The sequence below is a fragment of the Geodermatophilus sabuli genome (genome assembly GCF_900215145.1).
GTDB lineage: Bacteria > Actinomycetota > Actinomycetes > Mycobacteriales > Geodermatophilaceae > Geodermatophilus > Geodermatophilus sabuli.
Map to the genome: position 1 here is coordinate 46,154 of NZ_OBDO01000013.1, position 12,577 is coordinate 58,730.

12 protein-coding genes are annotated in these 12,577 nt (G+C 76.0%); all 12 read left to right on the forward strand.

Going from position 1 to position 12,577, the window contains the following annotated elements; translation table 11 throughout:
- The first annotated feature begins 8 nt into the window (after positions 1–8).
- The 12 genes from CRP39_RS23745 to smc all read left to right on the forward strand — a co-directional run bounded on the left by CRP39_RS23745 (position 9) and on the right by smc (position 12,560).
- On the forward strand, positions 9–1,610 hold the full coding sequence (locus tag CRP39_RS23745) for a DAK2 domain-containing protein (RefSeq protein ID WP_097208867.1): 1,602 nt from the start codon (positions 9–11) through the stop codon (positions 1,608–1,610).
- A complete protein-coding gene (recG, locus tag CRP39_RS23750) occupies positions 1,610–3,799 on the forward strand; it encodes an ATP-dependent DNA helicase RecG (RefSeq protein ID WP_097208868.1) in 2,190 nt (729 codons plus the stop codon). Before CRP39_RS23745 ends, recG begins: the two co-directional genes overlap by 1 nt.
- A complete protein-coding gene (gene rsmD, locus CRP39_RS23755) occupies positions 3,796–4,350 on the forward strand; it encodes a 16S rRNA (guanine(966)-N(2))-methyltransferase RsmD (RefSeq protein WP_097208869.1) in 555 nt (184 codons plus the stop codon). Before recG ends, rsmD begins: the two co-directional genes overlap by 4 nt.
- Positions 4,347–4,829 (forward strand): pantetheine-phosphate adenylyltransferase, encoded by a 483-nt coding sequence (gene coaD, locus CRP39_RS23760; protein WP_097208870.1) that lies wholly within the window; start codon positions 4,347–4,349, stop codon positions 4,827–4,829. Before rsmD ends, coaD begins: the two co-directional genes overlap by 4 nt.
- A 73-nt stretch (positions 4,830–4,902) precedes the next feature.
- Positions 4,903–5,595, forward strand: coding sequence for a hypothetical protein (locus tag CRP39_RS23765; protein WP_097208871.1), 693 nt, complete (start codon positions 4,903–4,905; stop codon positions 5,593–5,595).
- 125 nt (positions 5,596–5,720) lie between these two features.
- Entirely contained in the window at positions 5,721–6,368 is a 648-nt protein-coding gene (locus tag CRP39_RS23770; RefSeq protein WP_097208872.1) for a YceD family protein, read from the forward strand.
- Between the two features lie 2 nt (positions 6,369–6,370).
- The gene (gene rpmF / locus CRP39_RS23775) at positions 6,371–6,550 is read left to right on the forward strand and encodes a 50S ribosomal protein L32 (protein WP_097208873.1); all 180 of its coding nucleotides are present in this window, start codon (positions 6,371–6,373) and stop codon (positions 6,548–6,550) included.
- A 22-nt stretch (positions 6,551–6,572) separates the two neighbouring features.
- Positions 6,573–7,373 carry a ribonuclease III gene (gene rnc, locus CRP39_RS23780; RefSeq protein ID WP_245854079.1) on the forward strand — a complete coding sequence of 267 codons (801 nt, stop codon included), beginning with the start codon at positions 6,573–6,575 and terminating at the stop codon, positions 7,371–7,373.
- A gap of 6 nt (positions 7,374–7,379) precedes the next feature.
- Entirely contained in the window at positions 7,380–8,300 is a 921-nt protein-coding gene (mutM, locus tag CRP39_RS23785) for a bifunctional DNA-formamidopyrimidine glycosylase/DNA-(apurinic or apyrimidinic site) lyase (protein ID WP_097208874.1), read from the forward strand.
- Entirely contained in the window at positions 8,297–8,566 is a 270-nt protein-coding gene (locus CRP39_RS23790) for an acylphosphatase (protein ID WP_097208875.1), read from the forward strand. The genes mutM and CRP39_RS23790 overlap by 4 nt, the downstream gene beginning before the upstream one ends.
- A gap of 149 nt (positions 8,567–8,715) precedes the next feature.
- Positions 8,716–8,907, forward strand: a complete 192-nt coding sequence (locus CRP39_RS23795; protein ID WP_097208876.1) for a hypothetical protein — start codon at positions 8,716–8,718, stop codon at positions 8,905–8,907.
- A gap of 86 nt (positions 8,908–8,993) precedes the next feature.
- Positions 8,994–12,560, forward strand: coding sequence for a chromosome segregation protein SMC (smc, locus tag CRP39_RS23800; protein WP_097208877.1), 3,567 nt, complete (start codon positions 8,994–8,996; stop codon positions 12,558–12,560).
- Positions 12,561–12,577 lie beyond the last annotated feature (17 nt).

Sequence of the window (12,577 nt, forward strand, 5' to 3'; positions counted from 1 at the left end):
CTCCGCCCGTGCTGCCGGCGCTCGACGACGCCGCGGTCGGACAGTGGTGCCGGGCCGCGGTCTCGGCCCTGTCCGACTCCCGGGGTCGGCTCGACGACCTCAACGTCTTCCCGGTCCCCGACGGGGACACCGGCACCAACCTCCTGCTCACCGCCGAGGCGGCCCTGGCGGCGCTGACCGGCGCCGGCCCGGGCGAGTCCGCGTGGGCGGCGCTGGCCCGCGGCGCGGTGCTGGGCGCCCGCGGCAACTCCGGGACGATCCTCGCCCAGCTCCTCCGCGGCCTCTCCGACCAGCTGGCCGGCGTGGCCCCGGCCGACGGGCCGTCGTTCGCCGCCGCCCTGCAGAAGGCCGCCGACGCCGCCTACGCCGCGGTCGCCGACCCCGAGGAGGGGACCTTCCTCACGGTCGCCCGGGCCGGCGGTGAGGCGGCGGGGACCGCGGTCGCCGCCGGGCGGACCGGGCTGGCCGACGTGGTGCGCGCGGCGGCCGACGGCGCCCGGAAGGCGCTGGAGGCCACGCCGGGCCAGCTCGCCGCGCTCCGGGACGCCGGGGTGGTCGACGCCGGGGGGGCCGGCCTGTGCCTGGTCCTCGACGCCCTGGTCACCACCGTGACCGGGGTCGAGCCGGCCCGCCCGCCGCTGGTCCGCCGTCCCACGCGGCCCCACGAGCACCCCGCGGACCTGCCGCACCAGCCGCCGGCCGGGCCGGGCAGCGAGGTCCAGTACCTGCTGGCCGGCAGCGACGACGCGGCGGTCGCCCGGCTGCGCGACCAGTTGGCCGCGCTCGGCGACAGCCTGGTCGTGGTCGGCGTCGACACCCCCGGTGGCCGGGAGTGGAACGTGCACGTGCACACCTCGGACGTCGGCGCGGCCATCGAGGCCGGCATCGAGGCCGGGCGCCCGTACCGCATCTCGGTCACGCCGCTGGCACCGGTGCGCCCGCCGGCGCCGGCCGCCGGGACGCGCGCGGTCGTGGCGATCGTCCCCGGCGACGGGCTCGCCGGGCTGTTCGCGGGCGAGGGGGCGCGGGTGCTGACCTGCGGCCCGGACGGCGTCACGGAGGACGACGTCCTGGCCGAGGTCGTCGCGTCGGCCGCCGCCTCCGTCGTCGTCCTCCCCAACGCCCCCGCCCTCACCGCGCTGGCCGGTCGCGCCGCCGACCGCGCCCGGGAGGAGGACCGCGACGTCGTCGTGGTGCCCACCCGGTCGCCGGTGCAGGGGCTGGCCGCCCTGGCCGTCGCCGACCCGGGCCGCCGCTTCCACGACGACGTCATCACCATGGCCGAGGCCGCGGCGGCGACCCGCTGGGCCGAGGTCACCCGCGCGGAGCAGGCGGCGCTCACCAGTGCCGGTCCCTGCCGGCCCGGCGACGTCCTCGGGTCCGCGGAGGGCGACGTCGTGCTGGTCGGCGACGACCTCCCCGGGGTCTGCTGCGAGCTGCTGGACCGGATGCTTTCGGCCGGGGGCGAGCTGGTCACGCTGGTCGTCGGCCCCGACGCCGCGCTCGGTGACGCCGTCTGCCGGCACCTCGCCACGGCCCACCCCATGGTCGAGGTCACCCGCTACGACGACGGCCCTGCGCACGTGCCGCTCCAGGTCGGGGTGGAGTGATGGCGGTCGACATGTCGACCCGGCTCGACCGGGTCCTGGGTGCCAAGACGGCCAAGGCCATGGCCGAGCAGTTGTCCCTGCACACCGTCCGCGACCTGCTGCGGCACTACCCGCGGAAGTACGCGCGCCGCGGGGAGATGACCAAGCTGGAGGACCTCCAGGTCGGGGACCGCGTCACCGTCCTCGCCCAGGTGCGCAAGGTGTCCACGCGGAAGATGCGCAACCGGCCCGGCACGCTCACCGAGGTCACCGTCGGCGACGGCGCCAACTCCATGCAGCTGGTCTTCTTCAACCGCAGGCACGCCGACCTGCGCGAGGGCGCCTGGGGGTTGTTCGCCGGCACCGTCGGCGAGTGGCGCAACAGCAAGCAGTTCGCCCACCCCGACTGCCACCTCATGACCGGCGACGACGACGAGGACTGGGCCCGCGCCCTCATCCCGCTGTACCCCGCCTCCAAGGACGTCTCCAGCTGGGTCATCCAGCGGTCGGTGAAGCTGCTGCTCAACCACACCGGCGACCTCGCCGGCCTGGTCGAGGACCCCCTCCCGGAGGAGATCCGCGCCCGGCACGGCCTGTCCGGCCTGCCCGCGGCGCTGCTCGACATCCACCGCCCCACCTCGATGGAGGACGTCGAGCGCGCCGCCCACCGGCTCAAGTGGGACGAGGCGCTCACCCTCCAGCTCACCCTCGCCGCCCGCCGGAGGGCCGCCGCGCTCGAGCCGGGCATCGCCCGCCCGCGACGGGCCGGCGGCCTGCTCGACGCCGTCGACGCCGCGCTGCCCTTCGCGCTCACCGAGGGGCAGCACGAGGTGGGGGAGGAGCTGGCGGCCGAGCTGTCCCGGGAACAGCCGATGCACCGGCTGCTGCAGGGCGAGGTGGGTTCCGGCAAGACCGTCGTCGCGCTGCGCGCCATGGCGCAGGTGGTCGACGCCGGGGGCCAGGCGGCGCTGCTGGCGCCGACGGAGGTGCTGGCCGCCCAGCACGCGCGCAGCATCCGCGCGCTGCTCGGGCCGCTGGGCCGGGCCGGCGAGCTCGACGGCGCCCTCGAGGGCACCCGGGTGGTGCTGCTCACCGGCTCGCAGAAGTCCGCCGTCCGGCGGGAGGCCCGGGCCGCGGTCGCCGACGGCAGCGCCGGCATCGTGGTCGGCACCCACGCGCTGCTGCAGGAGGGCGTGGACTTCGCCGACCTCGGCCTGGTCGTCGTCGACGAGCAGCACCGCTTCGGTGTCGAGCAGCGCGACGCGCTGCGGGCCAAGGGCAACCGGCCGCCGCACGTGTTGGTCATGACCGCCACGCCCATCCCGCGCACCGTCGCGATGACCGTCTACGGCGACCTGGAGACCTCCACGCTGCGCCAGCTGCCCAGCGGCCGCGGCGGGGTGGCCAGCTCCGTGGTGCCGGCCCGGGAGAAGCCGGGCTGGGTCGACCGCGCCTGGGAGCGGATGCGCGAGGAGATCGCCGCCGGCCGGCAGGCCTACGTCGTCTGTCCGCGGATCGGCGAGGACGCCGGCGCCGAGGAGGAGCCGGACGACGACGACGGCGCCCCCGCCGAGGAGGCGGCGGCATCCGACCGCCGGCCGCCGCTGGCCGTGCTCGACGTCGCCGAGGCGCTGCGCGACGGCCCGCTGGCCGGGCTGCGCCTGGAGGTCCTGCACGGCCGGATGACGCCGGAGGACAAGGAGGCGCGGATGCGCGCCTTCGCCGCCGGCGACGTCGACGTGCTGGTGGCCACCACCGTCGTCGAGGTCGGCGTCGACGTACCCAACGCCACGGTGATGGTGGTCATGGACGCCGACCGGTTCGGCGTCAGCCAGCTGCACCAGCTGCGCGGACGCGTCGCCCGCGGCAAGCACCAGGGGCTGTGCCTGCTGGTCAGCGAGGCGTCCACCGCCTCGGCCACCGGTCAGCGGCTGGCCGCGGTCGCCTCCACCTCCGACGGCTTCGAGCTGGCCCGCCTGGACCTCGAGACCCGCCGCGAGGGCGACGTGCTCGGCGCCGCGCAGTCCGGCCGGCGCTCGACGATCAGGATGCTGTCCCTCCTCGAGGACGAGGAGCTCATCGCGGAGGCCCGGGCCGAGGCGACGGCCCTGCTCGCCACCGAGCGCGGCCTGGCCGACCACCCGGGCCTGGCCATGGAGGTCGCGGCCCTGGCGACCGACGAACGCGCCGAGTACCTCGAGAAGGCATGACGCGACTCATCTCCGGCCTGGCCGGCGGACGGCGGCTGAAGGTCCCGCCCGCCGGTGTCCGCCCCACCGGCGACAAGGCCCGGGAGGGGCTGTTCAACAGCCTGGGGACGCTGCTGGACCTCGACGGCGCGACCGTGCTGGACCTCTACGCGGGCTCCGGCGCCCTGGGCCTGGAGGCGCTCAGCCGCGGCGCGGAGACGGTCGTCTTCGTGGAGTCCGGCCCCCGCGTGCTCCCCGTGCTCCGCGCCAACCTGGCCACCGTCGGCCTGCCCGGGGGGCGGGTGGTGGCCGGCTCGGTGCCGACGGTCGTCGCCGGGCCCCCGCCCGCGCGGTTCGACCTCGTCCTCGCCGACCCGCCGTACGCCACGCCGCTGACGGAGGTCCTGGGCGTCCTCGGGGCGCTGGTGACGGGGGGCTGGCTGGCCGAGGACGCCGTGGTCGTGGTCGAGCGCTCCAGCCGCGAGGAGCCCTGGGAGTGGCCGACACCGCTGTACGGAGTGCGCGACCGGCGCTACGGCGAGGCCGTGCTCCGGTACGGTCGCTCTCCGTGAGGCGAGCGGTCTGCCCCGGTTCGTTCGACCCGGTCACCAACGGCCATGTCGACGTCATCACCCGTGCGGCGGCCCTCTACGACGAGCTCGTCGTCGCCGTGCTGGTCAACCCCGGCAAGGCCGGCCTGTTCACCGTCGAGGAGCGCATGGAGCTGCTCCGCGACGCGCTGTCGGGCCTGCCCTCGGTGACCGTCGACAGCTTCCAGGGCCTGCTGGTCGACTACTGCCGCACCAACGGCATCCCGGTCATCGTGAAGGGCCTGCGTGCGGTCAGTGACTTCGAGTACGAGCTGCAGATGGCGCAGATGAACCGCGAGCTGGCCGGCATCGAGACGCTGTTCGTGCCCACCGCCCCGCAGGTCGGGCACCTGTCCTCGAGCCTGGTCAAGCAGATCGCCACCTTCGGCGGGGACGTCTCCAGCCTCGTGCCCGAGGCGGTCCACGAGCGGCTGCTCGCCCACCGGGAGCAGGGCACGTGACCGAGCGTGCGAGGTCACGCAGGAACGCAGCACCGCCGGTCGCAGGTCCGACGAGCACCAGCGAGGAGGACCTGTGACCGAGGTCGTGTACCGGCTCTACGAGACCGTCGACGAGCTGAGCCGCGTCATCGAGAACGCGCGCAACGTCCCCATGTCCGGCGGCTCCTGCATGGTGCCCCGCGACATCCTGCTCGACCTGCTCGACGACCTGCGGGAGAACCTCCCCGACGACGTCCACAAGGCCGGCGCGATCGTCGAGCAGCGCACCGAGATCCTGCAGCAGGCCCAGGCCGAGGCCGAGCGGCTCACCGGGCGCACCCGCAGCGAGAGCGAGCAGGTCGTCGGAGCGGCCCGACGGCAGCGGGAGGAGATCCTCGGCACCGCCCGCCGGCAGCGCGACGAGCTGCTCGCCCAGGCGCAGGGCGAGGCCGAGGACCTGCTGGCCCGGGCCGAGGAGGAGGCCGCGCGCATCGTCGAGGAGGCCCGCGGCCACCACGAGGCGGTGCTGGCCGACGCGCAGGTCCAGCACGCCGAGATCGTGGCCGCCGCGCACGCCGAGCACGAGCGGCTGGTCGGCGAGACCGAGGTCTACCGCGGTGCGGTCGTCCGCGCCGACGAGCTCGGCGCGCAGACCATCGCCGACGTCAACCGGATGCGGGCCGAGGTGGATGAGTACGTCGACACCCGGCTCGCGGACTTCGGCACCACGCTGGAGCGGATGCTGCGCTCGGTCGAGAAGGCCCGCTCCACCCTGCGCGAGCCCTGACGAGGGAGTCACCTCCGGCCCGGTCGGCGTCGTCCGGGCATCGGGTAGTCTGGTCCTCCGGTTCGACCGCCGGAGGTCTCGCACCCCGGCCGGCCTCCTCCCCGCTGCCTACCGTGAGTACTCACATGCCTGCCGTTCAGCCGCCCCGCTCAGGTGCCGCGTCCACCGACGCCCGGCGTCCCGCCGGCAACCCCTGGCGCGTGGAGCTGCGGGAGCTCGGTCGCCGCGCCGGCTCGATGCACGAGCTCGAGCGCACGGTCCCGGCGCCCGCCGACTGGCGGGTCGAGCTGATCGGCGTGCCCGAGGGCGCCCCGGTCAGCCTGCGGCTGCGGCTGGAGTCGGTGATGGAGGGTGTGCTGGTCTCGGGCGAGGTCGAGGCCCCCGTCACCGGCTCGTGCGCGCGCTGCTTGGAGCCGATCGAGGACATCCTCGAGCTGGACGTCCAGGAGCTGTTCGCCTACGAGGGCAGCACCACCGAGGCCACCAGCGAAGAGGACGAGGTCCGACGCGTCGAGGGCGAGGTCATCGACCTCGAGCCGATGGTCCGCGACCTCGTCGTCCTCAGCCTGCCGCTGGCCCCGACCTGCACCGAGGACTGCGCGGGGCTGTGCGTCGACTGCGGGCAGCGTCTGGACGACCTGCCGGCCGACCACACCCACGAGGTGCTCGACCCGCGCTGGGCCGGGCTGGCCCAGCGCTTCGGTGCCTCGCAGACCGATCGTCCCGCCTCCGAACCGGGCACCCCCGGTACGGACAACCCAGAGGAGAACTGACCGTGGCCGTCCCGAAGCGGAAGATGTCCCGCGCCAACACCCGCATGCGTCGCTCGCAGTGGAAGGCGTCCGCTCCCACGCTGTCGCCGTGCCCGAACCGGGCCTGTGGCGAGCTCAAGCCGCCGCACCAGGCCTGCCCGACCTGCGGGCAGTACGAGGGCCGTCAGGTCCTCTCCGTCTGATCCGTCGCGGGTGGATCCAGCCGTGGCGACCTCTGCCACCGGCACCCAGACCGCTGTGGGCGGGACCGCCGGTCGTTCCCCGGCCGGCATGGCCCACGCCGAGCGCTCGGCCGCCTGGCTCCTCGACGCCCTCGACGTCGAGTTGCCCGGCGGCCTGCTGGCGTTGGCGCTGACCCACCGCTCCTACGCCTACGAGCACGGCGGGCTGCCGACCAACGAGCGCCTGGAGTTCCTCGGTGACTCCGTCCTCGGGCTGGTGGTCACCGACGAGCTCTACCGCCGCCACCCGGACCTGCCCGAGGGACGGCTGGCCAAGCTGCGCGCGTCGGTGGTCAACATGACGTCCCTGGCGGGGGTGGCGCGCCGGCTGGGCGCCGGTGGGCTGGGCCCGCATCTCCTGCTCGGCCGCGGGGAGGAGACCACCGGCGGCCGGGAGAAGGACTCCATCCTCGCCGACGCGCTGGAGGCGCTGATCGGAGCGGTGCACGTCGGGCTGGGCCTGGATGCCGCGTCGGTGGTCGTGCACCGGTTGTTCGACCCCCTGCTGGACCAGGCCGCCACCCGCGGTGCCGGCCTGGACTGGAAGACCAGCCTGCAGGAGCTCGGCGCCGCGAGGGGCCTGGGGGCCCCGACCTACCTGGTCGAGGACGAGGGCCCCGACCACGCCAAGACCTTCACCGCCGCCGTCGTCCTCGCCGACACCGTGTACGGCTGGGGAGCCGGCCGCACCAAGAAGGCCGCCGAGCAGGAGGCCGCCGAGACCGCCTACCGGACGCTGTCGGCGACGGAGTCCGCGGCGTCCCCGGACGCCGACGGGAGCTGACCGGCCGTGCCCGAGCTCCCCGAGGTCGAGGTGGTCCGGCGCGGCCTGGAGCAGTGGGTCGCCGGGCGCACCGTGGCCACCGTCGAGGTCCACCACCCGCGCGCCGTCCGCCGCCACCTCGAGGGCACCGAGCACTTCGTGGCCGCGCTGACCGGCCGCACGTTCACCGCCGCCCACCGCCGCGGCAAGTACCTGTGGCTGCCACTGGCCGAGCCCGACGGCGCGCCGTCGGACCGGGCGCTCGTCGCCCACCTGGGCATGAGCGGGCAGCTGCTGGTGGAGAAGCCGTCCGCGCCGGACGAGACGCACCTGCGGGCCCGGTTCACCTTCACCGACGGCGGCCGCGAGCTGCGCTTCGTCGACCAGCGCACGTTCGGGGGTCTGGTCGTCGAGGAGGCGGGGCCGGCAGGAGGGGACGGGGCGGGTGGCGACGCTGCCGGGCTCCCGCCGCGCCTGGCGCACATCGCGATCGACCCGCTCGACGACTCCTTCGACGCCGACGCCTTCAACGCGGCCCTGCGCCGTCGGCACACCGAGGTCAAACGCGCGCTCCTGGACCAGACGCTGATCGGCGGCGTCGGCAACATCTACGCCGACGAGGCGCTGTGGCGGGCGCGGCTGCACGGCAACCGTCCCACCGACAAGCTCACCCGGACGCAGGTGAGCGACCTGCTCGACGGTGTCCGCGACGTGCTGGGGGAGGCCCTCGCCCAGGGCGGCACCTCCTTCGACTCCCTCTACGTCGACGTCAACGGCCAGAGCGGCTACTTCTCGCGGTTCCTCGCCGTCTACGGCCAGGCCGACCGGCCCTGTCCCCGGTGCGGGACGGCGATCGTGCGGGAGTCGTTCATGAACCGGTCCAGCTACAGCTGCCCGCGCTGCCAGCCGCGGCCTCGCTCCTCGCCCACCCGACCCCGCCGCTCATGACGCGTCGCGTGGTCGCCGTCGTGTCCGGCGCGGTGCAGGGCGTCGGCTACCGCTGGTTCGTCCGCAGCCGGGCGGAAACGGCCGGCGTCGCCGGGTCGGCGACCAACCTCGCCGACGGCCGGGTCGAGGTCGTCCTCGAGGGCGACGCCGACGCCGTGGCCGCCGTCCTGGCCGGGCTGGACGGCGCGGACGCCCCCGGCCGCGTCACGGACGTCGACGTCCGGGACGACGCGGCACAGGGGATGACCGGGTTCACCACGGGGTGACGAACGCGACATCCCCCCGACACGATTGGTGTGCAGGGTGGCCGTTGACCTGCGTGTCAGGGCCTGTCACCCTGGGAACACACGGACCGCGCCGACCGTCCGACGGGGCGCAGGTCACTCACTCACGCAGTCGAAAGGCCGCATTCGCCATGGCCAAGGCCCTGTTCGGTCACGTCGTCACCCCCGCTGAGCTCCGAGTAGGCGACGAGAACGCCGTCCTCAGGGCGAAGGTGCGCCGGCTGGAGCAGGAACTGCAGGAACTGCGCGCCCAGCGGGACGCCGCCATCGCCCACGAGCTGCTGAGCATGGCCGGCGACAACGCCGAGCCGGCGCTCGCCTGAACCGCTTCCGCCCCACCGGCACCACCCGCCCCGCCCGCGCCGCGCGTCCCCGGCGCGGGCGCCCGCCGGGCTAGGGTCGTCTCCCCGTGCACCTGTCGAGCCTGACGCTGAAGGGCTTCAAGTCCTTCGCGTCCGCGACGACCCTCCGTCTCGAGCCGGGGATCACCGCCGTCGTCGGCCCCAACGGCTCCGGGAAGTCCAACGTCGTCGACGCGATCGCCTGGGTCCTCGGCGAGCAGGGGGCCAAGAGCCTGCGCGGCGGCAAGATGGAGGACGTCATCTTCGCCGGCACCGCCGGCCGCCCGGCCCTGGGCCGCGCCGAGGTGACCCTGACCATCGACAACGCCGACGGCGCCCTCCCGATCGAGTACACCGAGGTCTCGATCACCCGCCGCATGTACCGCTCCGGTGAGAGCGAGTACGAGATCAACGGCGACAAGGTCCGGCTGCTCGACGTCCAGGAGCTGCTCAGCGACTCCGGCATCGGCCGGGAGATGCACGTCATCGTCGGTCAGGGGCAGCTCGACGCCGTTCTCTCCGGTCGTCCCGAGGACCGGCGCGCCTTCGTCGAGGAGGCCGCCGGCGTCCTCAAGCACCGCAAGCGCAAGGAGAAGGCGCTCCGGAAGCTCGACGCGATGCAGGCCAACCTGGACCGCCTCGGGGACCTCACCGCCGAGCTGCGCCGCCAGCTGAAGCCGCTGGGCCGGCAGGCCGAGGTCGCCCGCCGCGCCGCCGGCGTCCAGGCCGACCTGCGCGACGCCCGGCTGCGGCTGCTCGCCGACGACCTGGTGCAGCTGCGTGACGCCCTGGAGAAGGACGTCGCCGACGAGACGGCCGCCCGGCAGCGCCGCACCGCCGTCGAGGCCGACCTCGCGCGGACCTCGACCCGGGAGGCGGCGCTGGAGGCCGAGCTGGCCGCCAACGCGCCGCTGCTGGGCGGGGCGCAGGACACCTGGTACCGGCTGTCAGCGCTCACCGAGCGCTTCCGCGGCGTCGCCCAGCTGGCCGCGGAGCGGCACCGGCACCTGTCCGCGGCCCTCCCCGCCGCGGCCGGCGGTCGCGACCCCGACCAGTTGGACGCCGAGGCCGACCGGGTCGCGGCCACCGAGACGGAGCTCGCCGCGGGGTTGACGGCCGAGCGCGGCCGGCTGGCCGCCGCCGTCGCCGCCCGCGCCGACGTGGAGTCCGCGCTCGCCGACGCCGAGAAGGCCTGGGTCGCCGCGGCCCGCGCGCTGGCCGACCGGCGCGAGGGCCTGGCCCGGCTGTCCGGCCAGGTCGCCGCCGCGCGCTCCCGCGTGGCGGCGGGGGAGTCGGAGATCGAGCGGCTGGCGCTGGCCGCCGGTGAGGCCGCCGACCGCGCCGAGGTCGCCGCCGAGCGGCTCGCCGAGCGACGCGAGGAGGTGTCCGGCCAGGAGGACTCCGACGTCGAGCTGGTCACCGCGCACCAGGACGCCGTCGCCGCGCACACCGCCGCGGCCGCGGCCGTCACGGAACTGGCCGCCGCCGAGCGTGCCGCCGAGCGCGACCGCGCCTCGTGGCAGGCCCGGCGGGACGCCCTGGCCCTGGGCCTGGCCCCCGCTGACGGCACCGCGGCGGCGCTGGCCGCCGGCCTGCCCGGCGTCCTCGGCCCGGTGGCCGAGCGGATCACCGTCGAGCCCGGTGCGGAGGTGCCGCTGACCGCGGCGCTGGCCGGCCTGGCCGACGCGCTCGTCGTCGACGGCGTCGCCGGGGCCGCGGGCGTGCTGGCCCACCTGCGGGACGTCGACGGCGGCCGGGCGGGGCTGCTCGTCACGGGCGGCCTGCCGCCGCTGCCCCGGGAGGGCTGGCCGGGGCTCCCCGACGGCGTCCGGTGGGCCCTGGACCTGGTGACCGCGCCCGAGGAGCTGCGCCCGGCACTGGCCCGCGCGCTGGACCGGGTCGCCGTCGTCGGGGACCTCGACGCCGCCGTCGCCCTCGTGCGCACCCACCCGCGGGTGCGGGCGGTCACCGCGGACGGCGACGTGGTCGGTGCCGACTGGTCGGTCGGTGGCTCCGCCAACGCGCCCTCCGGCCTGGAGGTGCGCGCCCGGGTCGACGAGGCCGACCGCGAGCTCGCCGCCGCCGCCGCGCGGGCCACGGACCTCGCCGACCGGCTGGCCGCCGTCCGGCAGACCGCCCGGGACCGCTCCGCCGACGTCGACGCCACCCTCGCCGCGCGCCAGGCGGCGGACCGCACCCGCTCGGCGGCCGCCGCCCAGCTGGCCGAGCTCGGTGCCGCCGCCCGCTCCGCCGCCGCGGAGGCCGAGCGCTCCGCCGCCGCCCGGGTGCGCGCCGAGCAGGCCCTCGAGCAGGCACAGGCGACGCTGACGGGGCTGGAGCAGCGGCTGGCCGACGCGGAGGCCGCGCCGGTGGAGGAGGAGCCGGACCCCGCTGTCCGCGACCGGCTGCGGCTGGAGGCCGCGGCCGCCCGGCAGGCCGAGACCGAGGCCCGGCTGGCCGTGCGCACCGCCGAGGAGCGTGCCCGGGCACTCGCCGGCCGCGCCGAGTCGCTGCGCCGGCAGGCCCGCCAGGAACGCGCGGCGCGGGAGCGGGCCGCCGTCGCCCGGGTCGCCCGGGAGCGGGGCGCGCTGGTCGCCGCCCGCGTGCGGACGGGGGCGGACGCCGCGCTCACCGCGCTGGCCACGTCGCTGGCCCGCGCCGCCACCGAGCGCGACGAGCTGGCCCGCGTGCGCACCGCACGGGAGGCCGAGCTGCTCGAGGTGCGGGCGGCGGTGCGGGCGGCCACCGCGGAGCTGGAGCGGCTGACCGACGAGGTGCACCGCGACGAGGTGGCCCGGACCGAGCAGCGGTACCGGATCGAGACGCTGGAGGGCCGCGCCGCCGAGGAGTACGGCGTGGACCTGCCCACCCTGCTGGCCGAGTACGGGCCGGCCGCCCCCGTGCCCCCCACGCCCGCCCAGGTCGCCGCGGCGCAGGCCGCTGGGGAGCCCGAGCCGGAGGCGCAGCCCTACGACCGCGCCGCGCAGGAGCGGCGGGCCGCCAAGGCCGAGCGCGACCTCGCCACGCTGGGGAAGGTCAACCCGCTGGCCCTGGAGGAGTTCGCGGCGCTGGAGGAGCGGCACTCGTTCCTCGCGACCCAGCTCGAGGACCTCAAGGCCACCCGCCGCGACCTGCTCACCGTCGTCCGGGAGGTCGACGAGCGCATCCACACCGTCTTCGCCTCGGCCTTCGCCGACGTGCAGCGGGAGTTCGAGCAGGTCTTCGCCACGCTGTTCCCCGGCGGCTCGGGCCGGCTCACCCTCACCGACCCCGAGGACATGCTCACCACCGGCGTCGAGGTCGAGGCGCGGCCGCCGGGCAAGAAGGTGAAGCGGCTGTCGCTGCTGTCCGGCGGCGAGCGCTCGCTGACCGCTGTCGCGCTGCTGGTGGCGATCTTCCGGGCCCGGCCCTCGCCGTTCTACGTGCTCGACGAGGTCGAGGCGGCGCTGGACGACGTCAACCTGGGCCGGCTGCTGACCCTGGTCGAGCAGCTGCGGTCGACCTCGCAGTTGATCATCATCACGCACCAGAAGCGGACGATGGAGATCGCCGACGCCCTGTACGGCGTGAGCATGCGCGGCGACGGCATCACCGGCGTCATCAGCCAGCGCCTGCGCGAGGCAGAACCGGCCTGAAGGACCCCCTCCTCCCC